The 25,985-nt window shown below is 37.5% G+C and carries 26 protein-coding genes; all 26 read left to right on the forward strand.

The annotated features are described in order from the left end of the window. Positions 1 to 111 precede the first annotated feature (111 nt). The 26 genes from ABEB05_RS09075 (at position 112) to ABEB05_RS09195 (ending at position 25,983) form a co-directional block, all read left to right on the forward strand. On the forward strand, positions 112 to 1,188 hold the full coding sequence (locus tag ABEB05_RS09075; RefSeq protein ID WP_265790137.1) for a Wzz/FepE/Etk N-terminal domain-containing protein: 1,077 nt from the start codon (positions 112 to 114) through the stop codon (positions 1,186 to 1,188). A 196-nt stretch (positions 1,189 to 1,384) separates the two neighbouring features. Next, complete coding sequence (locus ABEB05_RS09080; protein ID WP_265789489.1) at positions 1,385 to 2,368, forward strand: GDP-mannose 4,6-dehydratase; 984 nt, start codon at positions 1,385 to 1,387, stop codon at positions 2,366 to 2,368. Between the two features lie 1,295 nt (positions 2,369 to 3,663). Beyond that, on the forward strand, positions 3,664 to 4,653 hold the full coding sequence (locus ABEB05_RS09085) for a GDP-L-fucose synthase family protein (RefSeq protein WP_265789491.1): 990 nt from the start codon (positions 3,664 to 3,666) through the stop codon (positions 4,651 to 4,653). A gap of 48 nt (positions 4,654 to 4,701) precedes the next feature. Further along, positions 4,702 to 4,884 (forward strand): hypothetical protein, encoded by a 183-nt coding sequence (locus ABEB05_RS09090; RefSeq protein WP_265789493.1) that lies wholly within the window; start codon positions 4,702 to 4,704, stop codon positions 4,882 to 4,884. A 246-nt stretch (positions 4,885 to 5,130) separates the two neighbouring features. Next, a complete protein-coding gene (locus ABEB05_RS09095; RefSeq protein ID WP_265789495.1) occupies positions 5,131 to 5,394 on the forward strand; it encodes a hypothetical protein in 264 nt (87 codons plus the stop codon). 281 nt (positions 5,395 to 5,675) lie between these two features. Next, positions 5,676 to 5,813, forward strand: a complete 138-nt coding sequence (locus tag ABEB05_RS17115; RefSeq protein WP_425558404.1) for a four helix bundle protein — start codon at positions 5,676 to 5,678, stop codon at positions 5,811 to 5,813. A 33-nt stretch (positions 5,814 to 5,846) separates the two neighbouring features. Continuing rightward, the gene (locus ABEB05_RS17120; protein ID WP_425558408.1) at positions 5,847 to 5,945 is read left to right on the forward strand and encodes a four helix bundle protein; all 99 of its coding nucleotides are present in this window, start codon (positions 5,847 to 5,849) and stop codon (positions 5,943 to 5,945) included. A 240-nt stretch (positions 5,946 to 6,185) separates the two neighbouring features. Further along, positions 6,186 to 7,295 (forward strand): GDP-mannose 4,6-dehydratase, encoded by a 1,110-nt coding sequence (gmd, locus tag ABEB05_RS09105; protein WP_265789496.1) that lies wholly within the window; start codon positions 6,186 to 6,188, stop codon positions 7,293 to 7,295. Between the two features lie 73 nt (positions 7,296 to 7,368). After that, positions 7,369 to 9,162: an ABC transporter ATP-binding protein gene (locus tag ABEB05_RS09110; protein ID WP_265789498.1), complete on the forward strand. Its 1,794-nt coding sequence runs from the start codon at positions 7,369 to 7,371 to the stop codon at positions 9,160 to 9,162. A 27-nt stretch (positions 9,163 to 9,189) separates the two neighbouring features. Next, positions 9,190 to 10,185, forward strand: a complete 996-nt coding sequence (locus ABEB05_RS09115) for an NAD-dependent 4,6-dehydratase LegB (RefSeq protein ID WP_265789500.1) — start codon at positions 9,190 to 9,192, stop codon at positions 10,183 to 10,185. Beyond that, positions 10,185 to 11,336: a LegC family aminotransferase gene (locus tag ABEB05_RS09120; RefSeq protein ID WP_265789502.1), complete on the forward strand. Its 1,152-nt coding sequence runs from the start codon at positions 10,185 to 10,187 to the stop codon at positions 11,334 to 11,336. Before ABEB05_RS09115 ends, ABEB05_RS09120 begins: the two co-directional genes overlap by 1 nt. Continuing rightward, positions 11,326 to 11,949, forward strand: a complete 624-nt coding sequence (locus ABEB05_RS09125) for an acetyltransferase (RefSeq protein WP_265789504.1) — start codon at positions 11,326 to 11,328, stop codon at positions 11,947 to 11,949. Before ABEB05_RS09120 ends, ABEB05_RS09125 begins: the two co-directional genes overlap by 11 nt. Next, the gene (gene neuB / locus ABEB05_RS09130; RefSeq protein ID WP_265789506.1) at positions 11,946 to 12,974 is read left to right on the forward strand and encodes an N-acetylneuraminate synthase; all 1,029 of its coding nucleotides are present in this window, start codon (positions 11,946 to 11,948) and stop codon (positions 12,972 to 12,974) included. The genes ABEB05_RS09125 and neuB overlap by 4 nt, the downstream gene beginning before the upstream one ends. After that, a complete protein-coding gene (gene neuC / locus ABEB05_RS09135) occupies positions 12,971 to 14,083 on the forward strand; it encodes a UDP-N-acetylglucosamine 2-epimerase (RefSeq protein ID WP_265789508.1) in 1,113 nt (370 codons plus the stop codon). Before neuB ends, neuC begins: the two co-directional genes overlap by 4 nt. After that, positions 14,070 to 15,116, forward strand: a complete 1,047-nt coding sequence (locus tag ABEB05_RS09140; protein ID WP_265789510.1) for a nucleotidyltransferase family protein — start codon at positions 14,070 to 14,072, stop codon at positions 15,114 to 15,116. Before neuC ends, ABEB05_RS09140 begins: the two co-directional genes overlap by 14 nt. 5 nt (positions 15,117 to 15,121) lie before the next feature. Next, a complete protein-coding gene (locus ABEB05_RS09145) occupies positions 15,122 to 16,186 on the forward strand; it encodes an N-acetylneuraminate synthase family protein (RefSeq protein WP_265789511.1) in 1,065 nt (354 codons plus the stop codon). A 6-nt stretch (positions 16,187 to 16,192) separates the two neighbouring features. After that, positions 16,193 to 16,984 carry a cytidylyltransferase domain-containing protein gene (locus tag ABEB05_RS09150; RefSeq protein WP_265789513.1) on the forward strand — a complete coding sequence of 264 codons (792 nt, stop codon included), beginning with the start codon at positions 16,193 to 16,195 and terminating at the stop codon, positions 16,982 to 16,984. A gap of 17 nt (positions 16,985 to 17,001) precedes the next feature. Next, positions 17,002 to 17,967 (forward strand): sulfotransferase, encoded by a 966-nt coding sequence (locus ABEB05_RS09155; protein WP_265789515.1) that lies wholly within the window; start codon positions 17,002 to 17,004, stop codon positions 17,965 to 17,967. A gap of 2 nt (positions 17,968 to 17,969) precedes the next feature. After that, positions 17,970 to 18,998 carry a hypothetical protein gene (locus tag ABEB05_RS09160; RefSeq protein WP_265789517.1) on the forward strand — a complete coding sequence of 343 codons (1,029 nt, stop codon included), beginning with the start codon at positions 17,970 to 17,972 and terminating at the stop codon, positions 18,996 to 18,998. Continuing rightward, positions 18,979 to 19,773, forward strand: a complete 795-nt coding sequence (locus tag ABEB05_RS09165) for a sulfotransferase domain-containing protein (protein WP_265789519.1) — start codon at positions 18,979 to 18,981, stop codon at positions 19,771 to 19,773. Before ABEB05_RS09160 ends, ABEB05_RS09165 begins: the two co-directional genes overlap by 20 nt. An 8-nt stretch (positions 19,774 to 19,781) precedes the next feature. Continuing rightward, the gene (locus ABEB05_RS09170; protein ID WP_345694266.1) at positions 19,782 to 20,453 is read left to right on the forward strand and encodes a CatB-related O-acetyltransferase; all 672 of its coding nucleotides are present in this window, start codon (positions 19,782 to 19,784) and stop codon (positions 20,451 to 20,453) included. Positions 20,454 to 20,516: 63 nt separating this feature from the next. After that, a complete protein-coding gene (locus tag ABEB05_RS09175; protein WP_265789521.1) occupies positions 20,517 to 21,383 on the forward strand; it encodes a glycosyltransferase family 2 protein in 867 nt (288 codons plus the stop codon). A 32-nt stretch (positions 21,384 to 21,415) separates the two neighbouring features. Then, positions 21,416 to 22,642: a hypothetical protein gene (locus ABEB05_RS09180; protein ID WP_265789523.1), complete on the forward strand. Its 1,227-nt coding sequence runs from the start codon at positions 21,416 to 21,418 to the stop codon at positions 22,640 to 22,642. Further along, positions 22,639 to 23,841: a glycosyltransferase family 4 protein gene (locus tag ABEB05_RS09185; protein ID WP_265789525.1), complete on the forward strand. Its 1,203-nt coding sequence runs from the start codon at positions 22,639 to 22,641 to the stop codon at positions 23,839 to 23,841. Before ABEB05_RS09180 ends, ABEB05_RS09185 begins: the two co-directional genes overlap by 4 nt. 113 nt (positions 23,842 to 23,954) lie before the next feature. Continuing rightward, the gene (locus ABEB05_RS09190) at positions 23,955 to 25,049 is read left to right on the forward strand and encodes a glycosyltransferase family 4 protein (RefSeq protein ID WP_265789526.1); all 1,095 of its coding nucleotides are present in this window, start codon (positions 23,955 to 23,957) and stop codon (positions 25,047 to 25,049) included. A 100-nt stretch (positions 25,050 to 25,149) separates the two neighbouring features. Continuing rightward, complete coding sequence (locus ABEB05_RS09195; protein WP_265789528.1) at positions 25,150 to 25,983, forward strand: sulfotransferase domain-containing protein; 834 nt, start codon at positions 25,150 to 25,152, stop codon at positions 25,981 to 25,983. Positions 25,984 to 25,985 lie beyond the last annotated feature (2 nt).

Raw genomic sequence — 25,985 nt, forward strand, 5'->3', positions numbered from 1 at the left:
AATAACGAACATCACAAACCCGGGAAAGGGCACCAACCCCAAAACCCACCTCCACAGGGATATTACGGTGGACCTCCTGAATACGACTACCAGCCCATTGAGGAAGACGAGATTGATCTTATAGAGCTCTTCCAGACATTCTGGAGCAAGCGCATGCTTATTGCCAAAATTACCGGGGGCTTCCTGGTACTAGGGCTGCTTATCGCTCTTTTTAGTCCGGTGGAATACTCCACCAGTGCTACCCTGATGCCGGAAAGTGAATCTGCGCAGGGACGAGCGGGCGGACTTTTGCAACAGTACGGTGGGATGCTGGGAATTAGCGGGGGGGGGAATATGATGAATGAGAGTATACCCCCTTCTCTTTACCCCGATATTTTGGAGAGTATCCCCTACCAGGTAGAGCTGATGAATAAACCGGTCACTTTTTCGGAATATGATACTACGGTAACGCCCCACGTATTTTTTAGTGAAATTTACGAACCTTTTTCTTTAATAGGATTTATCAAAGGCTATACGATTGGTTTGCCGGGTAAAATAATAGGGTTGTTTAGCTCTTCCGATGAGGACCAAGAGGAAGAAGTAATCACCGAAGTGGATCGTGACTCGGTGTTACATATCAGTAAGCGTCAGCTGAGTACGGCGAATAAATTGAAAAGCAGATTGACGGTTAATAGTGAGGGTAATACGATTACGATAAACTCTGAATTTCCTGATCCCCAGGCTGCAGCTGAAATAGCTCAAAATGGTATCGTATTATTAAAAGAATATGTGCGGGAATACCGTACGCAGAAGGCCAAGGAAGATCTGAAATATATAGAAGAACAGTTGGCAAGTGCCCGGGAACGGTTTGAAAAAATCCAGCAAAAACGAGCGGAATTTCGGGACAGTAATGTAAACCTGGCAACGGCCAAGGCCCAAACCCGGGAACAGGAACTACAGTCGCAGTACAACCTCGCTTTTGAAATTTATAACTCCCTGAGCCAGCGTCGGGAGCAGGCCCGCCTGCAGGTACAGGAGCAGACGCCGGTCTTTTCTATACTGCAGCCGGTGAGTGTGCCCCATAGCAACAGTGCCCCCAACAGAATGTTAATTTTGGTTGTTTCCGGAATGCTGGGAGGCATCATCGCTTTGGGATGGGTACTGGTGCAGAGCTGGTGGGAGAGTGAGAAGAGTAGGTTTAGTAGTTGAGGAATACAAGATGAAGGCTGAAAGTTCAAAGCTTAAATTTTTTACTTTCAGCTTTCAGCATTGAGCTTTCAACTATACAAATATTGAATCGCTTACATAAGGCAACGAAATAACTGTTTAATCGTTGAATTGTTATCTATTGAGGATAAACATTTCAACAGTTCAATGTTTCAACAAAATCAAAAACAAAAAGTCATTGAAAGGCAATAACAACGAAACAAGCAATTCATCAAGAACAACGCTCGTCACCGGAGGTGCGGGGTTCATCGGTAGCCATTTAGTTGACCGGCTGCTAGAACAGGGAGATAAAGTTATAACGATTGACAACTTCGATCCTTTTTACGATCGGTCCATCAAAGAGAGTAACATCGCGGAACACCGGAAGCATGACAACTACCGGCTGATAGAAGCAGATATCCGGGATCTTGATGCCCTTCTCAAAGAAATTACCGAAGATGAAGATATTGATGTAATCGTACACCTGGCGGCCAAGGCGGGCGTGCGGCCCTCAGTCGAAGACCCGGTGGGATTCCAGGACGTGAACGTGATGGGCACCCAGAATATGCTGGAGCTGGCCCGGGAAAAAGAAGTGAAACAGTTTGTGTTCGCCTCTTCCAGCAGCGTATACGGCACCAACGATAACGTACCGTGGGCGGAAGATGACCATGTGCTGAAGCCCATCAGTCCCTATGCCAGCACCAAGGTAAGCGGAGAGCTTATGGGGCATGTATACAGCGAGCTCTATGACATGCGGTTTTTGGCGCTGCGCTTTTTTACCGTATATGGACCGCGACAGCGGCCGGACCTGGCCATCCATAAGTTCCTGCGCCTGATGAGTGATGGCGAGCAGATCACCCTGTATGGGGACGGCAGCAGCCGTCGCGACTATACTTATATCGACGATATCATTGACGGGGTAATGGCGGCTATTGACTATAGTGACAGCAAGTATGAGATCATTAACCTCGGCAATAACCGGACGGTACAGCTGCTGGAGCTGGTAGAGGCCATTGAAGAAGCCTCCGGTATTGAACCCAACAGAACCTTCGGACCAAAGGTGCCGGGCGATGTACACCAGACCTGGGCAGATGTGAGCAAGGCCAAAGAGTTATTGGGATATCAGCCGGATTACGACCTGGAACGGGGACTTCGCAATTTTGTAGAGTGGTATAGGGGATAAAGGTTAAATGTTGTTGGCGGATAGCGGATGGCAGATATCGGATAGCGGATAACAGAAGGCGGATGGCGGATTTAGGATCCCAGATTTTAGATTGCGGATCCCAGGTGTTGGTCGTTAGTGGTCTATCGTCCACCGCCGGATATTTTAATTGTAACCAGCGCCTGTCATCGTGAAGGAGCGTATAGAGCGACTGCGACGATCTTCCGGAAATAAGAGTCCTGCTTTCAAGGATCCTGGCTTTAAGGTTCCCATTCTTTTTAGAAATCCGAATCATTCCCCTCTGGAGAGGGCCTGCGACGTAGCGCTAGCGTACTGTTGGTGGGCTTCCGCGGGTTTTGCGGAAGCTCGGGGTATGTAAAAGTTCTGAAGTCGTTATTGAGTGTTACTTTTTAAGGATGTGATTTAAATTACAGCTCCGACCATAAAGTCCCCCTTTTGGCAGGGCCGTTGAAAAGTCGTTGCATGTGAACCGAAGGGGGCTTTGGGGGATGATAAGTCAATATTTTTTTTATAGGGAATAGTTCCATTGTTCCTTTTTGTGTGGACAAAAACGAACCCAAAAAACCACCGGCTGAGAAAACTCAGTCATCAGGTTCCGCCGGGGCTGCGAAAAATAATTTAAAACTCGTCGCAAGGCTCCTCAAACAAAAATTATTTTTAATCCTCCGCCCCGTCTCCACCTACCTGGATGCCTGACTTTTCAAGGCCGGATTTCTAAGCCCTGTTAGGTTTTGGAACCCTGATAGGTCTCTTTGCCTTTTTCAGGCCGATTCTATTAAAAGTGACAAACCTCACCCGGATCATTTCTGTCTGACGAGGGGCGGGCGATGACAGAAATCAACGTTGAAGACCGTAGTCCGCACCGAGGAGTTAAATGGTCCTTGGCTTTTTAGGAGCCTTTTGTGCCAATTCAACATACGAGGCGGAAAAGAATAAAGGGATACGGTTTGTGTAAAAAATAGATCTTTGGAAAAGCCCTGTTGGAATATTTCACTGTTTACACCCCAAAAGTGGTATATAAAATGCCAAAAGTGTCCAAGTCAATTTTTATAGTAAGGACAGGAACTATGTCCTAATAAGGAACAATGACCATGTTATAGTAAGGACAATCTCTCTGCTAAAGTATTACAGTCTGTTTGCAATAGTAATGGCAGGCACTTTCTCATACAAGACTCTATAAAATTTTCTAAAACAGAATTATTACTGACAAATTAAGGATTTTAGCCGTTGAAATGTTAAGTTTGGACTCTTCTGCTAAATAAATAAAGAATTTAAACGACTAAAATAATATATCATTGAGTAGCGGGAAAGGACAAGCGACATTAACATTAAACAAGGATGCAAAAATTTATATCGCCGGTCATCGTGGTATGGTGGGGTCTGCCGTAAAGCGCAAGCTCGAAGCCGAAGGTTTTAATAACCTGGTTTGCAGAAACAGTTCGGAACTCGACCTGCGTAATCAACAGGCGGTACAATCATTTTTTGAAAAGGAGCAGCCTGATGTAGTCATAGATGCCGCGGCACGGGTAGGCGGTATCATGGCCAATAATGAATATCCCTGGCAATTTTTGTATGAAAACCTAGAGATACAGAACAATATTATTGCTGCTGCTCACCAGCAGGAAGTGGATAAGCTGATATTCCTGGGCAGCTCCTGTATTTATCCCAAGCATGCCGATCAGCCGATGAATGAAGAAGCCCTGCTCACCGGATCCCTGGAGCCGACCAACCAATGGTATGCCATTGCCAAGATTGCAGGAGTAAAGATGGTAGATGCTTTGAGGCGACAGTACGACCGGAATTATGTATCGCTTATGCCGACAAATTTGTACGGCCCCAATGACAATTTTGATCTGGAAACCTCCCACGTGCTCCCGGCTATGATCCGAAAGTTTCATGAAGCCAGGATTAACGGACATACTCCTGTGCCTCTGTGGGGGACCGGCTCACCCATGCGCGAGTTCCTGCATGTGGATGATGTGGCCGATGCGGTCTTTTTTGCCCTGAATCACGAAATGGAGCATGACCTTTATAATGTAGGAACGGGCAAGGATATCACTATTAAAGACCTGGCCCTGCTTATACAGGATATTACCGGACATGAGGGCGACATTAACTGGGATACGTCAAAACCAGATGGCACGCCCCGCAAGCTGATGGATGTCAGTCGTATGAGGGAAGCCGGGTGGACCTATAATATTGAGCTGGAAGAGGGAATCAGGGCGACCTACGAATGGTTTAAAGATCATTATGATGAGATAAAGGAAGTGAAGGTCAAGGACTGATCTATATATATATCTTTTTGAGATGAGTAAGGGTGGTGTTCATTTTTTGTGACCAAAAAACGAACCAAAAAAGTCCTGGGGAATAGCAAGATATTGTTCTTTGGCAGTCCCAAATCCGGGGAGAGCCTGGCCACGGGAGCTGCTTTTGCTTTCAGCGTTCCCGCTATTCCCCAGACCCCGTTTCTTTTACCCCACTACCCAAATCCTGACTTTTCAAGGCCGGAAGGATAGGCTATTTTGAAAGCTACAAAACCCATCCCGGACCATTTCTGTGTGACGAAGGGTGGTCTAAAGCTGTAATCAGCGTTTCCGAATGTTGTCCACCCTGAGGAGTTCAATGGTCCTAGCGTTTTTACGAGCCTTTTGGGGCAATGCCAAAAGGCGAAATGGAATTAAGAGCTTGCCCGGGATATAAGTACCGTTTTTGAGTAAATCCTCGTTTAAGGTGTTCTATTTATACCAATTAAGTGACCAAAAGTGCAATACGAAACGCTAAAAGGCGAAAGAGAACTAAGTATAAATCGTATTTTCCATTCAGCAAAAACGATCCAAACCTATCAAATAGCAAAAAACTATCGTATCGCATGCCGAGACAGTGTATTTCAGATCATTTACCTGCAATTCGATTCTCATAGTAAGGAAAATTATATTCTTGCAAAGAACACGGTTCGGCGTGCTGTGGATTTAGGTTTGGCGATGGCTTTACAAAAAACAAAACAACGCCTGTCAAATCCTTATTAATAAGCTGTCATTGCGAGCGACCGTCAGGGAACGCAGCAATCTCCACATTCGTAAATATTTGTTCACTGACACACTGATAACTGAATCACTGCCTTTCCTTTCCTCCATCTGAAATTATCCGTATTATTAGCGGCTGGCTATGGACCTCAGACCACCTACGAACGTTGAAGGGGGTCTTCAGTTATTAGTAATAATTGAGAAAATCTTAAGATGTTGAAATGTTGAGTTGTTTAAGCGTTAATTTAATCAAAATCGAAATATATGAACAATTCAACTCTTTAATGACTAAACAAAAAGAGATGAATAAATTTAGCTTTGAAAAGCTCGATGTGTGGAAAAAATCCAAGGATCTTACTGTTTCCATTTATGATATAACATCTAACTTTCCAAAGCATGAAAAATTTGGTTTGGTTAGCTAACTCAGACGAGCGGCAGTTTCAATAAGCTCTAATATTGCGGAAGGTTCTTCAAGGACTTCAAATAAAGATCAAGCCCGGTTCTATATCATGGCGTATAGCTCAGCAGTAGATATTAAATCAAATAATTATTAGTAATGAACTTGGTTTTTTAGATGGATCAAGTTACCAGAAATTGAGAAGTGAACTTGAGCATATAACATCTATGCTGAATCGACTTCATAAATCAACACAGCATTAAAATGACTTTTGTAGTACTGTTAAAATGTTAACCGTTGATATATCCCTAAACAGTTCAACAACTCAACGCTTCAACATTTTAAACGAAGCACTTACTGAAAATCTAATAACAATTTTTAAATACAACCAACAATTGTGAGCGCAAGACAAAAGACAGCCCTCATCACCGGTGTTACCGGTCAGGACGGCTCCTATTTAGCAGAACTGCTCCTGGACAAAGGATACGAAGTACACGGCATCAAGCGACGCGCCAGCCTGATTAAAACTGACCGGGTAGACCATCTCTATCACGATCCGCACTTCAAGGGCTTGCCCTTTTACCTGCACTACGGAGACATGACCGACTCCACCAACCTGATCCGCATCATTCAGGAAACCCAGCCCAATGAAATTTATAACCTGGCAGCCCAAAGCCACGTGCAGGTATCCTTTGAATCGCCGGAATATACCGCAGATGTAGATGCAATGGGCGTACTGCGGCTGCTGGAAGCCATTCGTATTTTAGGCATGGAAAAGAGAACGAAATTTTACCAGGCTTCCACCTCCGAGCTGTATGGCAAGGTGCAGGAGATGCCCCAAAACGAGGATACCCCCTTTTATCCCCGCTCCCCTTATGCCGCCGCGAAGCTCTATGCGTACTGGATCACCAAAAATTACCGTGAAGCGTATGATATGTACGCTGTGAACGGAATCCTGTTTAATCATGAATCACCGCGGCGTGGTGAAACCTTTGTGACCCGGAAGATTACGCGGGCGGCCGTACGCATTGCCACCGGACAGCAAGAAAAGCTGTTTTTGGGGAATTTAGAAGCGAAGCGCGACTGGGGACATGCCAAAGATTATGTGCGCGGCATGTGGCTGATGCTGCAGCAGGAAGAGCCGGAGGATATGGTACTGGCCACCGGTGAAACCACCAAGGTGCGAGATTTCTGCGAAATGGCCTTCAATCACCTCGGCATCGAACTGCGATGGGAAGGCAAAGGTGCCAACGAAAAAGGAATTGTTGACTCGATCGATGAAGAACAATTTAAAGCTGTAACTGGTCAACAATTCAACAATTCAACAATTCAACAGGACGAAGTCCTCATCGAAGTCGATTCCCAGTATTTCCGCCCCACAGAAGTAGAGGTCTTGCTGGGAGATGCCTCGAAGGCCCGGGAAAAATTGGGTTGGGAAGTTAACTATTCTATTGATGAACTGGTGAAGGATATGGTTGAAGGAGATTTTGCAAAGATAAACGATTAAATCTATTGCAGTTTTGCTGTTATGGTTCTCAGATAGTTATTTTATTGATATTTTAAGGTTGGATCCTAGTTAAATGAAGGAAACTTTCAAAAAGCTTTTTGAAATACTTCCAAATAATGACAAATGGAAGTTCGGAGCTTTATTTTTACTTATGCTTATTGGTACCGTGTTAGAACTAGTGGGAATTGGGATGATACCTGTTTTCATTAGCGCAGTAGCAGATCCGGGATTAATTTTGGATCATGAGGTACTCGGTGAAATAGCTTCTTATTTAGGTATAGTTACAGGCAAACAGTTATTGTTATATGGAGGAATTGCTTTAGTTATAACTTTTTTAATTAAAGGCTTATACATTGTTTGGCTCAATTATACAAAGTCAAAATTTATCTTTAATAGGTTTGCTTTAATATCTTCCAAGTTGTTTGAATCTTATCTAAGTGCGCCTTATACCTTTCACTTGAATAGGAATACGGCAGAATTAATACGAAATGTTACGAATGAGACGAGATTTATTTCTAATAATGTAATGATGCCGTTGATGAATATATTGATGCAGGCTACTACTACAGCTGGTATATTCATTTTTTTAGTGTGGGTAGAACCTTTGGTTACTTTGGTATCGTTTTTAGTTATTGGCGCGGGAGGTGGCCTGTTACTTAAATTCTTGCGAACAAAATTGAGGGGGTATGGGCAAATTGCATCTGAAGAAAGATCCCGAATGATTCAGGGGGTTAATGAGGGCTTGGGAGGGTTTAAGGATGTAACAGTAATGAACCGGGAAAGTTTATTCTTTAATAGGTTTAAAGGATATGTAAATAATCTGACAAAGGCTGAGATTTTTAAAACAGTAGCTCAACAGTCCACAAAGCCTGTTATTGAGTTTGTTTCAGTTGCTGGAATGTTGCTCATCGCATTTACAATGATCTGGGAGGGGCGGGCAATGAGTACAATAATACCCATACTGACCCTTTTTGGTGCAGCAACTATACGTTTAATGCCGGCGGTAAATCAAATAGTTAATCAGATAACTGTTTTACGATATTATATCTATGCTCTTAAACCAGTCCATGGAGATATAAAATCACTGGAAGACAATTACAATGCCACCAAAAAAGATAATAAGATCACGGAGAAGTTAGCATTTAATGCTACTATTGAGTTAGATGATATCTGGTATAAATATCCTAATTCTGATGAAACCGTTCTAAAAGGAATTGATCTTAGCATCAAAAATAAAAGTGCTGTAGGATTTGTCGGACCTTCGGGAGCCGGGAAATCAACGATTGTTGATGTAATATTAGGATTGTTAAAACCGGAAAAGGGAAAGGTATTAGTAGATGGAACGAATATTTCTGATAATATCCGAAGCTGGCAAAATAATATAGGTTATATTCCCCAATTTATTTATCTCTCAGATGATAGCATTCGTAACAATATAGCTTTTGGCATTCCTGAAGCAGAAATATCTGATGAGAAAGTTAATTCTGCCGTTGAAGCGGCACAGCTGGATGAATTGATTGATGATTTGTCCCAAGGGCTTGATACAGTTGTTGGAGAACAGGGAACCAAACTTTCTGGCGGACAAAGACAAAGAATAGGTATCGCCCGGGCTCTTTATGATAATCCTGAGGTGTTAATAATGGATGAAGCAACCTCTTCTTTGGATAACCTCACAGAACGTAATGTTATTTCAGCAATTGAGGAGTTAAAAGGTGACAGAACGATAATAATGATTGCGCACCGTTTAACTACGGTTAAGAACTGTGATACCTTATACATGCTGAAGGAAGGAAAGGTTGTTGAGCAAGGAACATATGAAGATCTGTTAAATAAGAGCGACGAATTTAGAAAAATGAGTTTAACTTAGTAACAATACAGAAGTATTATTTATTAAATGGAAACAACTGTAAAAGTATTAATCACAGGCGCCGATGGTTTCATCGGTAGTCATTTAACGGAATTATTGTTAGAAGAAGGTTATGATGTTAAAGCCTTTTGTTATTATAACTCTTTTAATTCCTGGGGGTGGTTGGATACACTCCAAAAAAATAAGCTGGATGAAATAGAAATATTTACCGGAGATATCCGTGATCCCAATGGAGTTCGTACAGCTATGCGAGATGTTGATGCTGTATTTCATTTAGCAGCACTGATTGGTATTCCTTTTAGCTACCATTCACCAGATAGCTATGTAGATACCAATGTCAAAGGTACACTAAACGTCTTGCAAGCTGCACGGGATTTTGACCTTGAAAGAGTGCTCGTAACGTCTACCTCTGAAGTCTATGGTACCGCCCAGTTCGTACCTATTACGGAAAAGCACCCGAAACAGGGACAGTCTCCATATTCCGCTTCTAAGATTGGAGCAGATCATATGGCTGAATCGTTCTATAGAAGTTTTGATCTGCCGGTTACCATGGTACGGCCTTTTAATACATACGGCCCAAGACAGTCAGCAAGAGCGGTTATACCTACTATTATTACTCAGCTGGCAAGTGGAAAAGAGGAAGTTGAATTAGGAGATTTATATCCTACAAGAGATTTTGTTTTTGTTAAGGATACTGCAAAGGGATTCTTGGAAGTATCAAAATGTGACGATCTCATAGGTGAGGAAGTAAATATCGCCACTCAAAATGAAATCAGTATTGGTGAGCTAGCCGAAGAAATAATTGATCAGGTTAATCCGAATGCCAGCATTGTACAGGATGAAGAGCGTATTCGCCCTGAAAAAAGTGAGGTCTATCGTTTGTACGGTTCCAAAGAAAAATTAAAGAAATTTACGGGTTGGGTACCTGAATACTCTCTGAAAAAAGGGATTGAAAAAACAATAGGTTGGTATAGTAAAGAAGAGAATTTACAACAGTTCAAGACGGATATTTATAACATTTGATGTCAGATTTAATAGATAATACCGTCAGTTTTATCAGAGAATATTTTGAAACGAAGGATGTTATTCCTCTCCACGTGCCAAGATTTATAGGAAATGAAAAAGAATATGTAGCTAATACCATTGATTCAACTTTTGTTTCTTCTGTAGGTGCTTATGTGGATCAATTTGAAGAAATGATTGCTCAAAAAAGCCAAACGACAAGTGGAGTAGCTATTGTAAATGGCACTTCTGCACTACAAGTAGCATTGCGTTTAGCAGGTGTGAAAGATGGGGATGAGGTACTAACCCAGGCCTTGACTTTTGTAGCAACGGCGAATGCCATTCGATATAACAGAGCTAATCCGGTTTTTTTGGATGTGGATCGCGATACTATGGGACTATCACCTGAAGCTGTAAAACAGTTTTTGGAACAGTATGCTGAAGTCCGGGAAGGCGGGTGTTATAATACTAAAACAGGGAATAGAATAGCTGCCTGTGTGCCTATGCATACGTTTGGATTTCCTGTTCATTTGGATGAATTACAGGCTGTTTGTAAGGAATGGAATATACCAATCGTAGAAGATGCTGCTGAATCGTTGGGGTCTTTATATAAAGGAAAGCCTACCGGTAGTTTTGGCCAATTTGGAATATTTTCATTCAACGGCAATAAAATAGTTACCGCTGGTGGCGGTGGAGCTATTGTTACGGATGAGGTAGAAGCCGGACAACATGCAAAGCATTTAACAACTACGGCAAAGAAGCCCCATGACTACGAGTACTATCATGATGAATTAGGATACAATTATCGTATGCCTAATTTAAATGCGGCATTGATTTGTGCACAGTTGGAGCAACTTGATAGATTTATTGAGAATAAGCGTACTTTAGCTGGGAAGTATTCAGATTTTTTTGAGAAAGAAGGGGTTACATTTCGGACAGAAAACACGGATACCAAAGTTAATTATTGGTTAATGTGTGTAGAGCTGGAAGATCGAAAACAACGGGATCTCTTTTTAGAAGAAACAAATGATAAAGGGATCATGACCCGCCCTATATGGCAGCTTATGTATCGTTTGCCTATGTATGAGAATTGTTTCCGGGATGATCAGACGAATGCTGAATACCTGGAAGATAGGATTGTAAATATACCTAGCAGCGTTTATGTCAAATAGCAAGAATATATTATTAGGATATTCTGGACATGCTTATGTAGTTGCTGAGGCCGCTTTTAAAGCAGGTATAGCAATTCATTATTATGCCGATAAGAAAGAGGCTCAAAATGACCCGTTTAATTTGGATTATTTGGGATATGAAGGGAGTGGTGATTTTAAAGGGTGGAATGAAGGGTTTGGTTTTATTTTGGGAATAGGAAATAATGATATACGAACCAAGCTTGGTAAATTAGTTACGAATAAAGATGAAGATCTATTGACTGTTATACACCCATCAGCTGCAATCTCTAAAAGTGCTGATGTCGGGAAGGGTACTTTTGTTTCTTCCCAGGCAAGCGTTAATGCCTTGAGTAACATAGGAAGATTTGTAATACTGAATACGAATTGTGTGATTGAACATGAGTGTCATATTGCTGATGGGGCACATGTTGCACCGGGGGCTGTATTAGCAGGAAATGTAAAAGTCGGGAAAAACTCGTTTATCGGTGCTAATGCAGTTGTAAAAGAAGGAGTTACCATAGGTGAAAATGTAATCGTAGGAGCGGGCGCAACCATTATTAATGATATACCTCATAATAAAAAAGTGGTAGGTAATCCGGGTCGAGAAATATGAATTCTAATAAAGTAATAATCATTGCAGAAGCTGGTGTAAATCATAATGGTGATCGCAGAACGGCGGAAAAATTGATTAAAGTAGCGGCAGAAGCGGGTGCCGATTTCGTAAAGTTTCAGACATTTAATGCAGATAAAATAGTAAGCAGAAAGGCGAAGAAAGCTGAATATCAGTCAAATAATGTTGAGAGTGGTTCTGATGATCAGTACAGCATGTTGAAATCAGTAGAGTTGAGCGACGAGGATCATCAATTTATCATAAAGAAATGTGAAGAAAACAATATCCGGTTTTTATCTACAGCCTTTGATGAAGATGGTATCGACTATCTTGATCAGTTAGGATTGCCCTTTTTCAAGAGTCCATCTGGAGAAATTACAAACTACCCTTACTTACGAAAGCTGGGACAAAAAGGGAAACCGGTTATCCTTTCCACCGGTATGGCAACCATGCAGGAAGTGAAGGATGCAATTTCGGTATTAAATGAATTTGGCTTAAAAAAAGAAGATCTTACAGTTCTTCATTGTAATACCGAATATCCTACTCCTATGGAGGATGTGAATTTAAAGGCGATGAACACGATTGCAGAAGAATTGGATGTTAAAGTGGGATATTCTGATCATACACTGGGAATAGAGGTCCCGATAGCAGCCGTTGCACGAGGGGCCCAAGTAATCGAGAAACACTTTACACTTGATAGAGAACTGCCGGGACCTGATCACCGGGCCTCATTAGAGCCTAAGGAGTTAAAAGCAATGGTTGAAGGGATTAGGAATATAGAAAAAGCACTCTCCGGAGATGGCACAAAGAAGCCCAGTAAAAGCGAACAGAAGAATATTGATATTGCGAGGAAAAGTATTCATTTGGCTAGAAATGTAAAGAAAGGAGACGTTTTGACTGAGAAAGATATCATTCCTCTAAGACCAGGAGATGGGATTTCTCCAATGGAATGGAATAATGTTATTGGTAAGATGGTATTGAAACCGCTATCAAAAAATGAACAATTAACCTGGGACACGTTGCAGTGAAAATAGGTGTATTAACAAGCTCAAGGGCAGATTTTGGTATATACCTGCCATTGCTGAAACAACTTAAGGAAGATACGAGTATTACTCTTAAGATCATTGCTTTTGGGACCCATAGCTCGGTCCATCATGGGCATACCATTCTAGAAATTAAGGAAAATGGATTTAGCAATATAGATACTATCAGTTCCTTACTGACGAATGATGATGAACAATCTATTGCTACCTCTTATGGCTTAACGACGATAAAATTTGCTGACTATTGGTCTTCACATACATTTGATTTAGTATTTTGCCTGGGCGACAGGTTTGAGATGTCAGCTGCAGTACAGGCCGGCGTTCCTTTTGGAATAACTTTCGCCCATATTCATGGAGGGGAGACTACCCTGGGAGCCATTGACAATGTTTATCGCCATCAAATAACGATTGCTTCAGAGCTCCATTTTACTTCAACTAAAGAGTATGCTGAAAAGGTTGAGGAGCTGACTGGAACTAATGAAAAGATCTATAATGTAGGTTCATTGAGTTTGGATGGAATTACTCATATAGAATTAGTGAGCCAGGAAAAATTTAGAAGTAAATTTAATATACCGGAAGGCGATTATATTTTAGCGACCTTTCATCCTGAGACTGTCGATAGCAGCCATAATGAGAAATATGCTAAAGAAATGGCATTAGCCTTGAAGGCTTTATCTGAGCAGTTTATCATAGTTATTACGATGCCTAATGCGGATACTGTCGGAAGCTTATACAGGGGAGAAATACAGAAATTAAAAGAAACCTATCCTGAACATATTGTAGCAGTGGAAAACTTTGGAAAGGAGAATTATTTTAGTGCAATGAACTATGCGACTCTGCTTTTAGGAAATTCCTCGAGTGGAATTATTGAGGCTGCTTCTTTTGGTAAATATGTAGTGAATGTAGGTGACCGTCAAAAGGGAAGAGCTCAAAGTAACAATGTATTGAACTGTGAATTTGATAAGAGCGGGATACTGGAAACAGTATTTAAAGCGAATGATCTGGGAAGGTATGAGGGCGAAAATATCTATTTTAAAGAGGACGTAGCAGATAATATTGTAAGAATAATTAAATCATATAATGAGACACTATAAAGAACATCTTATAGAAAGTGGCACAACTATTAAGGCGGCTTTAAAAGTTTTAGATAAGCTTGCTAAAGATGCTGTTACTTTTATTGTCGATGAAGATGACAAGTTATTAGGATCTATGACAGATGGCGACGTGCGTCGTGGCCTGATCAATGATGTCCAAACAGATCAACCCGTTGATGATATCATTCAACCAGATCCCAAATTTATTCGAAAGAGTAACTATGACATCGAGAAGATCATAGAATATCGTGAAAATAATTTTCAGATACTGCCTATTTTAGATGGAAATGGTCGGGTTATAAATGTCCTTAATTTTAATTACTTGAAATCTTATCTGCCCGTTGATGTGGTAATTATGGCCGGGGGAAAGGGAACTCGTCTTCGTCCATTGACAGAGGATACTCCAAAACCGTTGCTGGAAGTGGGGGACAAACCCATCCTTGAGCATAATATTCAACGTTTATCTGAATTTGGAATGGATGATTTTTGGATTTCGGTAAACTATTTGGGAGAGCAGATTGAGGAATACTTTGGAAATGGGAACCGAAAGAATCTTCAAATAGAATACGTATGGGAGGAAAACCCGCTGGGAACAGCCGGAGCATTGTCCAAAATTGATAATTTTAAGCACGATTATATACTGCTTACAAACTCAGATATTCTTACAGATTTAAACTATGAAGAATTCTTTTTGAAGTTTGTAAAACAAGATGCCGACTTTGGGGTGGTTACGATTCCCTATAAAGTTGATGTGCCCTATGCCGTATTGGAAACATCAAATGGACACGTTATGAATTTTAAGGAGAAGCCTACCTATACCTATTATTCGAATGGTGGGATTTATCTGATGAAGCGGGAAGTGGTTGACTATATTCCTAGAGGAGAATTTTACGACACAACAGATTTGATGAAGGAACTAATTGAGGATGGGAAAAAAGTATTTTCTTATCCCCATAGTGGGTATTGGCTTGATGTCGGGAAGCATGAAGATTTTGAGAAAGCACAGGAAGATATAAAACATTTAACTATTTGATATTTATGTTACCACAAAATGAACCTTATTTGATTGGAGAAACTGCCTTTCATCATGAAGGGGATATAGATTTTTTAAGAGATTTAATTGCCAAAGGAGCTGAAGCAGGGATTGATGCAATAAAATGTCATTTACTATTTGACATAAATGACTACATGATTGACTCTCACAAAGCATTAAAAAAGCTAGGTGAGATGTGTTTACTAGAGGATCAATGGGATGCAATTTTAGATTTAATTCAAAAAAAGAATATTGATCCTATCTTCTTGTGTAATGATGTAGCTTCTTTTGATTGGGTAATTCAAAATGATGATCAAATTCAAGCAGCCGAAATACATGCCACAGGTATTAATGATGTGTTTTTACTTGAAAAAGCCGCTGAATTTAGGGGAACTATTATTCTTGGTACCGGGGGATCTACTATTGATGAAATTAAATTTGCTGTTGATTTCCTTAAAAAGAGAGATCAGAATGATATTTTTTTGATGCATGGTTTCCAAAATTATCCGACGGACTATAGGGATGTTATTTTTTCAAAAATGGATATTCTAAATGAAGTTTTTGAACTTCCAGTGGGATATGCAGACCATACTGATCCGGAAGACGAGTTAAATGAATATATTTCCTGCTTACCGCAGTCTTCTGGCTATAATATACTTGAAAAACATTTTACTTCCTTGCCAAATGAAGAAAGAATTGATTCACAAGCAGCAGTTAGTGTAGATAGACTGAAAACTATTCGTGAATTGATGGATACCGTTTGGTTAACGAATGGTATTGATGATCCTTTAAAAATGTCCCAGGCTGAGCAAAAATATGGTGATGTCGGGCCTATGAAAAAAGCTCTTGTTGCAAGGAATGATCTGGAGAAAGGGACTGAGGTAGCAATAGAAGATATTGCCTATAAAAGAACGAATAACAGTGTGCCTGTTGAACAAAATGATATCTACAATTTCATTGGTGCAAAAACAGTAGATTATATTTCCAAAGATACTCCACTCACATACAATAATATAGAGTATCGTTTTAGGAAAGGAGATACATCACAATTTAAACTAGACGAAGATTAAGGAACAATGAAGATAGGATTTTTAATAACAGCTCGTCTAAAATCAACAAGACTACCTTTAAAATTGTTATTGGATTTGAACGGAAAGCCTATTGTCGAAAGAGTCATTGAGAGAGCCCGGAAGGTCCAAAACGTTGATGATATTATACTTTGTACATCTACAAATAAACAAGATAAGCCACTAACTGATATAGCTCTTGAAAACAATATTCACTATTATTTGGGCAGTGAAAAAGATGTATTACAACGATTGTTGGATGCCAGCCAATTTTTTGGATTAGATTATATTTTGTCTATAACAGGGGAAAATCCTTTATTTTCTATTAATCATGCTAATAGGGTGGTAGATAATATCAGCCAAAACCGCCCAGACTTTACGTACTTAAAAGGACTGCCAATGGGATGTGCAGTGAGTGGCATTAAAGTAAAAGCCATGCAAGTAGCCTGTAAGGTCAAAAAAATTATCGATACTGAAATTTGGGGTCCATTAATTAATCAGCCTTCAGTTTTTGATGTCGATCAAATTGAAGTCGAGGAGTTTTATCAAAGGCCAGAATTAAGAATTACCACTGACTATATCGAAGATTATCAGTTCATAAATAAATTATATAGTCATTTTAATCCCGATGAAATTCCGTCCTTATTTTCGATTTTGGAATTGCTGAATGCCCATCCAGAATATTTGAGAATACATGAAGAACGGACACAAGAACAGCTTCCTGAGATGAAAATTGAGAAGATAAATACATTCTATGATGAAAATAAGGGTCGAATAGAAAAAATTAAAAATTCTATATAATAGTATATAATTGATATATGAAGTTTGAGAAGGCAATTTTGCTATCGGGGACTATGAGGTCAGGTACTACTTTAATGTGTAAGATACTTGATTCTTCTCCCTCTATAAATATGGTTTCAGATGTCTTGAACTGGTTTTGGCATCGTTGTTTAGGACAATATGGAATGATGAATTCGAAATACCAATTAGAAAAGTGTTTTTATGAATTAGAACCTTTTATAATTTATGGATTAAATGAAGAGCGCAAGGAATTTTTTCTGTCTGGGGAAATTAAAAATGAAATCATTAATAATGGTATCTCATATGAAGAGATATATAGGACTTTTATAAAATATTATAAAAATGGATTAACTCGATTCAATGGCGACAAGACGACCCATAACTACGATAAATATGAGTCTTTTATAACAAAATCCTCAGATTCCATAATTATACATATGGTAAGGGATGTAAGTGATGTTTTTTATTCCCATAAGAAGAGAGTAGGTGTTAAGAAAAAAAATGATTCTTTTTCCAAGAAATTGAAAAATGTATCTAATGAGATCAGAAAGGATATAGGGAGGAAGCTCTTAGGAAATAAACATGCTATAGATGTAGGTAATAGAATGTTTACTCCGTTTGTTTATAAGTATCCGCTAAAAATAGTTGACGAATGGCTCCTTTCTAATTCCGCAGCTCTACATATTAAAGAACAATATCCGGAAAAAATCTTAATTATTAAGTATGAAGATTTGGTTACAGATACAACAGAAATACTTGATAAAATTAGTGGAAGGTTAGGCTTGTCAGATAAATTATTTGATATAAATAACCTAAAAAAAGGCAACAACGAGGATTTTGTTGCCAATTCTTCATTTGAAGAAAATAAGGTTAAGGGAATTCATTCTAAAAGTGTCAACCAAAGTGAAGGGAATTTAACGGAAAAAGAAAAAAGTTACATTGATAAGAGATGTAGGAAAATTAAAAAGGCTTTAGAATATTAGATATGAAAATTTTTTTTTGTCTTTCATATTTGAATATTCCTACTACTATTAGCTTAATTGAAGAAGGAGAAGAAGACTTTAGGGTATTTACTTCTAATAAGAAAATAGAATTTTTTTTTAGTGAGTTATATGAATCCAATAAGATTTGTTATTTCTCAAAACCGCCCCTTCCTTTTTCAGCTAGGGGGTTAATTTCAATTTTAAGATTATTTGTCAAGAAAAAAATAATACAAAGTGAACTGAAAAAATATAGACATTGCAAGGTATATATTTTTTTTGTTTCACATTGTTTTTTTGAGGCGTGGATGGTAAAAAAGCTAAGTAAATATAATACTATTTACTATGATCCGGCTGTTACGTTTAAATCCAGAAAATATAATAACAGTTGGAAATCCGTTTTAAAATCGTATTTAATAAGATTGTTGTATGGAGTTAGTACAGATCCAATAGAATATGGTAAGAAGGTCCTTTATTTAATAAATAAGAAATACCTGAAGAACGTTAGTGCTCAAAAAATAAATATTAACTTCAAAAAGAAGAATGTAAATAAGATAATTAATGAGAAATTAAAACTTAATAAAGCTGATATATTATTATTAATTGGTGGTACCATAGAATCAGGTTTTGTATCAAAAGGTAATTATTGTCTCGAAATGGATAGGTTGCTCGCATCTTTGAATGATGAGGGGTTTTCAATAGTTGTTAAGTCACATCCTCGATTTAATCAATTGTATTCGTTAGAGAAGAACCAGAAAAAAATCCCAAACTATTTTCCCGCAAACTTAATTTTAAAAAACTATGAATACGTGATAGGTTATTCAACTGCAACCCTTTTTGAAGCCGCTAATTCTGGAAAAAAGAGTATTTCTCTTTTAAAATACTTTACCCCGAATAATAAAAAACAGGTTGAAGATTCAGTTTCATATTTAAAAAACAATTTGGAAGAAGGTTATTCAATTTTATTCCCTGAGACTTTATCTGAAATATTAGAAATGTTATCAAGATCAAGTAATGAAGAAAACACTTATTAGGTTTTATAAGAATCTACGAAACCGGCCAATTAGAAATGATCTAACTATATATGAGGATGATATATTCCTTGTTTCCTACCCTCGTTCTGGGAATACGTGGGTCAGATTTATTCTGGGGACTTTGCTATCTGACGAAAAGATTACTTGGGAAACGATGGAAAAAGGGATTCCTGATATGTATCGTAATACAGATAAGGAGTTGAAAGATTTTAAAAGACCCAGAATAATAAAAAGTCACCATTCATTCGATCCCCGTTATAACAAAGTTGTATACCTGGTTAGGGATGTAAGAGATGTAGTTTTGTCATATTACAATTATCACATAAAATTTAATAAGATATCTGATACTTATCCTCTGGATAGGTTTATCGACAAATTTATGGAAGGAGAGTTAGATGATTTTGGGAGTTGGAGTGAAAATGTTAAGAGTTGGATTTCTAATAAGAAAGAGGTCGAAAATGGATTTATGTTGTTTCGATATGAGGACCTGAAAGATGATACTTTTTCGGAAATCAGGAGAATGGCCGATTTTTTAGGAATTGATCCAACAGATGATGAGGTCCGTGATGCAATTGAGTGGTCTTCATTTTCAAATATGAGAAAATTAGAAAATGAACAAAGTAATAGTAATTTATTTAATAATTCAGATAAAGAAGTAAAGTTTACCAATAAGGGGAGTTATGGGTATTGGAAACAGGAGTTAAACAAAGAACAAGTAAGGCTTCTTACGGATAAAAATAAGGAGCTATTAAAAGATTTAGGTTACCAAGCTTAACTTTATATATGATAAGCAAGATTAAGCAATATGCTTTCCAGAAATATCTATCTTATAGATATAACGTACATTTTAAATCTGATGTTAAGATCAATAGGAAAGTAGAATTCGAAGGTAGAAATGCATTATATAATAATACTGTTTTTCTTAATTCCTTTTTGGGTTTTGGAAGTTATGTTGCTAATAATTCAATGATCAGAGCAACAAAAATTGGTCGGTTTTGTGCGATTGGAGATAATGTACGAACGGGTTTAGGCTTACATCCAACTAGCAAATTTGTTTCTATACATCCATCCTTTTTTTCAACAAAAGAACAGGCGGGCTTTACTTTTGTTGATAAGCAATTATTTAAGGAACATAAATACATAGATGAGGAAAACGAATATTTTGTAGATATAGGTAATGACGTTTGGATTGGGAACAATGTACAAATAATGGATGGTATTAAAATTGGAGATGGGGCCGTGCTTGCTACAGGTGCTGTGGTTACTAAAGATGTAGAACCGTACGCTATTTATGGTGGTGTGCCTGCTAAACTAATTAAGTATCGTTTTGATCAAGAAACGAGACAAAAATTATTAAAGATTGAATGGTGGAATAAGAATATCAAATGGATACAAGATAATGCTGATATATTTTCGGACATTAATGAATTTTTGAATAGAATTGAGCAGGATTGATTAGGGTGGTTTCAAAAACCACTTTAAGTGGTACAAATTTACTAGAGTAGATTATTATATTATATGAGTTATTTTAAAAGGTCATTAGCTGTTTTACTGACATGTCATAATAGGAGAGAGAAAACACTTCAATGTTTAGATACACTTTTTAGCCAAAAGAGTATAAATAATATAGAGGTTACTGTTTACCTTGTGGATGATGGAAGTACAGATGGGACATCTGAAGCTGTGAAGGAAAAATACCCTGAAGTCAATATTCTTAAAGGCAATGGGTCATTATATTGGACGGGTGGAATGAGAAAAGCCATGAATGCTGCTATCGAAGAAGGATATGATTTTTACTTGTGGCTTAATGATGATACCGTCTTATATAAAGAGGCAATATCAAAATTATTTGAAACTTTTAATGAGCTTAATTCACAAGAACAAAAACCGCCGATTATTGTAGGAAGTTTATGTGACCCGGATACTGGAGAGATAACTTATGGCGGACAAGAAAGAATCAAAAAACTCAATCCTTTAAAGTTTGGTCTAATTTCTTCCTTGGATAAGGCTCGGCAGTGCGATGTTTTTAACGGGAATGTTGTATTGTTCCCATCTGAAGTAATTACTAGTGTTGGAAATCTAAATAAACGATTTCGTCATACGGGTGGAGATTTTGATTATGCACTTAGAGCGAATAAGAAAGGATATAAAGCTTGGGTTGTTCCTGCTATTTTAGGAGAATGTCCCAGGAATTCGAATTCAGGTACGTGGAAAGATGAAACATTACCTGTGCGAAAAAGAGTCAAGAAGTTGTTAGGACCAAAAGGGGAACCTATCAAGGAGCGTTTTTATTTTGTTTCTCGGTATGGTGGATTTTTGTGGCCCATAATATTTTTGTTGGTTTATATACGATTTTGTTGGGATATTTTGTTTTCTCGTAATTGATATGTGAACAGTATTCTGATTATTTTAAATACATGCACATAGTATTCCCAATATTATTTTTTCTATTAAGTCTCTTCTTTCTAAAAAAAATTGGAGATAGGTTCAATCTCTTCTCTTTATTGTTAGGGGCCTATCTGGTTAGGGTTTGTTTTGCAGCCTTTAATATTATCGGTTTCCGATTTCCTTTAAGTGACACCTCTGATATTGTTCGATTTCAGGCATTTGCAGATGAAGTAGTGAATAGTGGTTTCCAAATTGATTTTTCATCTGCATATGTTTGGGCGGGCTTAATAGGTATAATTGAATATTTCACCGGAGATGATACTTTCACTCCTTTACTTATTAATTCGTTATATGGTACCCTTACTGTTTGGTATGCTTACCGGATAAGCTTTATCCTTTTAAGGGAACGCCAACAATCTTATCTGGTGGCTGTTATTATTTCCCTCGTACCTGCTCTTATATTTACGTCTGCTTCTTATTTAAGAGAAGCATCTACTATCCTGTTTCTTACGATGTTTATTTATTATTTAATAGAGTTTGGTTTTGTTACGGGGAGTAAAAAAGGTAGTGCTATTATGTTATTTGCTTCTAGTATAATGACTGCCATGTTCCATGGTGGTTTTGTACTTCTTCCTTTTTTAGCAATGATATATATGGCTTTCAAGATGGGTAAGGTTAAATTAACCAAAAGAACTCTATGGGGAGGTTTGTTCGTAATTTTGTGTTTTGTAGGATTTGTCAGCTTGATGATAGAATTTAGGATAGGGGGCGGGAAAGTACATGGGTTATATAATTTATCTTTTCATACGGTATGGACAAGGTTGTTGGATGTAATTAGTGTTGGTTGGATGGCAAGCTATTCTCAATTAATGGTTCAAGCCCCTCCTATCTTTGGGGGAATAGCTATATTTAAATTTTTATTTTCACCTTTTTTTGCAGAAAATTTTAGAACATACGATTTTGTTCGAATGCCTCTAACGTTCATCTTATTTATTTCCCTGGTAAAACTTTTTTTAAGAGCTATTACCTCAACTTTTAAAATTCGAATTACCTATTTTTATCTCTTAGCAATATTTTTATTTCATATTGTTCTCTTTTCAATTGGATCCAATGATCCTGATACAGCCTACAGGCATTACATGAAATTTTTTCCAGTAATTATCGCAACCGGAATACCACTTGGTTGGATGAGATATTTCCGTGATAAGAAGATTGTAATGAATGGTACCAATTTTAAATTTAAGATTTTTCCGTGAATATATACTATTTACTTTATTTTGACGGCCGGGACCATGGAGGCCATGCATCACACGCCCGAGGACTTGTTAAGGCTTTGGCAAAAAAGGTAAATTCGATTGAAGTATTTGCACCTGGCTGGCCAACGAGTTTTGATGACAATGTCCATCATGTTAATGTGTTACAATGGCCAAAAAAACATTTCTACACATTAACTTATACTATCTGTTTGATACCTGTCTTAGTAGTACACCTGATAAAAGAACGTCCTGATGTTATATATGCAAGGTATTTTAATCTATTATTTGTAATTGCTCTGATAATTCGATTGTTCAGAGTACCATTGGTTGTTGAGCATAATGCAGACATTCATATAGAAAATAATATTTATAATAGAGGAAGCTTGTTGCGAGCTTTTTATATGTTATCTGAAAGGATTCTATTAAAAAATTGTTCGGGTTCTATAGTGGTGGCTGATCATATTGTAGAGTCTTGGGAAAAGAGATTTTCTATTGATAAATCAAAAATAATAACAATACGAAATGGTGTCGACACAAATATTTATAAACCGGGGAAAATGCTATACAACAAAAAAGTATTATCTCTGGATATGGAAAAAAAACATATTGTATATGTAGGTTCATTCGTCCAGTATCAAGGATTACACACACTCATTAAAGCATTTAGAATAGTAGTTCAAAAATATCCAAATGTAAGTCTTATTTTAGTTGGGGGTACCACTTCACAAATTCAAGGCATAAAAGATCAAATTCAGAGCAATGGTATAAAGAATAAAATAAAACTTTACGAAAAAGTTGATGAGCCAACTGCTGCAAAGTTTGTAAATGCAGCTAATATTTGTGTTGCACCCTATAATAAGGAGGTCGCTTTACCCGATAGGTCTATTTCATTTGGGACACCTATGAAAGGTGATCCTTTAAAAATATATTCTTATATGGCCTGTGAAAGACCCATCGTTGCTACTTATTATAGAGAAGCGGGTTATTTACTTGAGAAGATTGGTGCTGGTGTATCTGTACCACCAGAAAAGCCAGAAGCTTTGGCAAAAGCCCTATTGGATTTGCTAGCAGATGAATCAAAATGTCGAGAAAAAGGTAAAAAGGGACGAGAGTATGTTAGTAATAATGCAACATGGCAGGTAGCGGCTAAAAAAACCGTAGGCTTATTATCTTCTATAATTGAAAAAAATAATAAATGATTAATTGGCATTATTGAAAAATCAGGAAATAATATCTCAGCAGTAGCTTGGGTTTAAATGCTTACAATATAGATCAATACAAATTCGATATATAAAATTTTGATAGTACTTTTATGGGAAAAAAAATTCTGATAACCTTGGATGGTAGAGCCTTGGCTACAGGAATGGCGTTAAATGAATTCACTGCTTATAGGGCGAATAAATATCCTGATGAAAGCCATCACTTTATTGCTCTTGGCCCCCATACAAAATTGGAAGAAGAAACTCGCGACTTAAAAGGGTATCATAACGTCAAGTTTTATGATTGTAAAGGTAAGCTTTTGGCAATTCCTAAGTTTATAAATGAAATAATCGAGGTTGAGAAGGAGTATTCAAATAAGATTCTGATTCATGCACATCACCCTTACTCTGCTTCTTTTCTCAATATTTATAAGAACTTTTCTTGGAGAATTCCTATCCTATATACAGTACATAATACTTACAATAATTATTCTTTGCACAATAAGATATTTACCAACATTAATTTAGGAACCTCAAATTTTATTACTTTTTGCGGTAAAACAAGTTATAAAGCTTATCCTTATAAATCATTTATTAAGAAAAGAAATAAACCTATACCTAATGGCGTCAATATTAAACGAATTGACTCGACAATTGATAAAGTTGATACTAATAGAAATGATAATCTTATATTGACTACTATTAGCAAAAGAAATGGTCAAAAAAACATTCCTTTTTTAATAAAACTTATAGACCAATTAGATATTGACATAACGTTAAAGGTTATTGGACCTTTAGATGAAGAAACAAAAGAAATAAAAGGAAAAAATGACAAAAGTAAGATTATCTTTACGGGTTTAATTGAACGTGATCAAGTTTTTAAGGAAGTACGGAAAAGTGATGTATTTATTTCAGCTTCTTTATATGAAGGATTGCCAATAGCAGTATTAGAAGCTATGGCAACCTCAACACCAATGATTTTATCTGATATCCCCTCGCATAAAGAGATATTAAGTAAGGGAGAAGGACCTATTCTACTTTCTCTTAGTTTAAAAAAATGGGCAAAGAAAATTAAAAAGCTAAATAAAATGGAGAAAGAAGAATTGCAAAATATTGGGAAGAAAAATAGAGATATTGTTGAAAAATATTTTTCATTGGACCAAATGCACAAAGAGTATTCAGTTATTTATAATGAACTTCTTAATTAAAAAACAAAGTTTTAAGCAGGACAACAGCTGGCAAGTTCATTCTAGAATTCTGTATAAAGAATATATTTAGCATTTATTTATAAGTATCAGTAAAAAGTAAATGAGCCAAAGTATTGATTTTGTTTTTATTGGTCCCCAAAGAACCGGTACAACATGGGTATATAAGCAGTTAAAAAAACATCAAGAACTTTGTTTCCCAAAGAATGTAAAGGAAACAATGTTCTTTGACCAACATTATGAAAAAGGACTAGAGTGGTATTATTGGCATTTCAGGCATAAAAGTGACAAGCAATTATTAGGTGAAATTGCTCCTACCTATTTTGATGAGGAAAAAGTACCGGAACGTATCCACTCGGTTAATGTTGATTGTAAGATTTTTATTACTCTTAGAAACCCCATAAGTCGTGCCCAATCGCTCTTTCATCACCACCTGCGAAAAGGCCGAGTTGACAGAGACTTCTCTAGTTCGATAGAAGATATACCCCGTATCATATCAGCTGGTAAATATTCAAAACATATACCACGTTGGATGAATCAGTTTGGGAAAAATGATGTGCATGTCTTGTTATTGGATGATATAAAGAATGAACCTAAGGATACACTAAGGAAAATTACTAATTTGTTAGATATTCCCACTATTTCATTAGATAATGGGATAGATAATAAAGTAAATCCGGCCACAATGCCTGAAAATATAACAATTGCTAAATATGGAGCTATATTAGCTACTTTCCTCAGGTCAAAGAGATTACATAAAGTTGTAGAATTTGGTAAACGTCTAGGATTAAAAAGTATTTTTTCAGGTCGTGAAGATGAATTACCGGAGTTATCTGAAGATAATAAACAGGAGCTTTTAGATTATTATAAAGAAGATATTCAATTTGTTGAGAATCTGACAGGTCGGGATTTAGGCCACTGGTATGATTTAATTTAATA

The organism is Fodinibius salicampi, assembly GCF_039545095.1.
Lineage (GTDB): Bacteria > Bacteroidota > Rhodothermia > Balneolales > Balneolaceae > Fodinibius > Fodinibius salicampi.

Excerpts from the sequence above, each read along its gene's own strand:
- ABEB05_RS09190 (WP_265789526.1), top strand. The coding sequence starts at position 23,955 with ATGGGAAAAAAAATTCTGATAACCTTGGATGGTAGAGCCTTGGCTACA.
- ABEB05_RS09175 (WP_265789521.1), top strand. The coding sequence starts at position 20,517 with ATGAGTTATTTTAAAAGGTCATTAGCTGTTTTACTGACATGTCATAAT.
- ABEB05_RS09150 (WP_265789513.1), top strand. The coding sequence starts at position 16,193 with ATGAAGATAGGATTTTTAATAACAGCTCGTCTAAAATCAACAAGACTA.
- ABEB05_RS09115 (WP_265789500.1), top strand. The coding sequence starts at position 9,190 with ATGGAAACAACTGTAAAAGTATTAATCACAGGCGCCGATGGTTTCATC.
- ABEB05_RS09140 (WP_265789510.1), top strand. The coding sequence starts at position 14,070 with ATGAGACACTATAAAGAACATCTTATAGAAAGTGGCACAACTATTAAG.
- ABEB05_RS09145 (WP_265789511.1), top strand. The coding sequence starts at position 15,122 with ATGTTACCACAAAATGAACCTTATTTGATTGGAGAAACTGCCTTTCAT.
- ABEB05_RS09155 (WP_265789515.1), top strand. The coding sequence starts at position 17,002 with ATGAAGTTTGAGAAGGCAATTTTGCTATCGGGGACTATGAGGTCAGGT.
- ABEB05_RS09120 (WP_265789502.1), top strand. The coding sequence starts at position 10,185 with ATGTCAGATTTAATAGATAATACCGTCAGTTTTATCAGAGAATATTTT.
- ABEB05_RS17115 (WP_425558404.1), top strand. The coding sequence starts at position 5,676 with ATGACTAAACAAAAAGAGATGAATAAATTTAGCTTTGAAAAGCTCGAT.
- ABEB05_RS09180 (WP_265789523.1), top strand. The coding sequence starts at position 21,416 with ATGCACATAGTATTCCCAATATTATTTTTTCTATTAAGTCTCTTCTTT.
- ABEB05_RS09125 (WP_265789504.1), top strand. The coding sequence starts at position 11,326 with ATGTCAAATAGCAAGAATATATTATTAGGATATTCTGGACATGCTTAT.
- ABEB05_RS09160 (WP_265789517.1), top strand. The coding sequence starts at position 17,970 with ATGAAAATTTTTTTTTGTCTTTCATATTTGAATATTCCTACTACTATT.
- ABEB05_RS09195 (WP_265789528.1), top strand. The coding sequence starts at position 25,150 with ATGAGCCAAAGTATTGATTTTGTTTTTATTGGTCCCCAAAGAACCGGT.
- ABEB05_RS09165 (WP_265789519.1), top strand. The coding sequence starts at position 18,979 with ATGAAGAAAACACTTATTAGGTTTTATAAGAATCTACGAAACCGGCCA.
- ABEB05_RS09170 (WP_345694266.1), top strand. The coding sequence starts at position 19,782 with ATGATAAGCAAGATTAAGCAATATGCTTTCCAGAAATATCTATCTTAT.
- neuB (WP_265789506.1), top strand. The coding sequence starts at position 11,946 with ATGAATTCTAATAAAGTAATAATCATTGCAGAAGCTGGTGTAAATCAT.
- ABEB05_RS09110 (WP_265789498.1), top strand. The coding sequence starts at position 7,369 with ATGAAGGAAACTTTCAAAAAGCTTTTTGAAATACTTCCAAATAATGAC.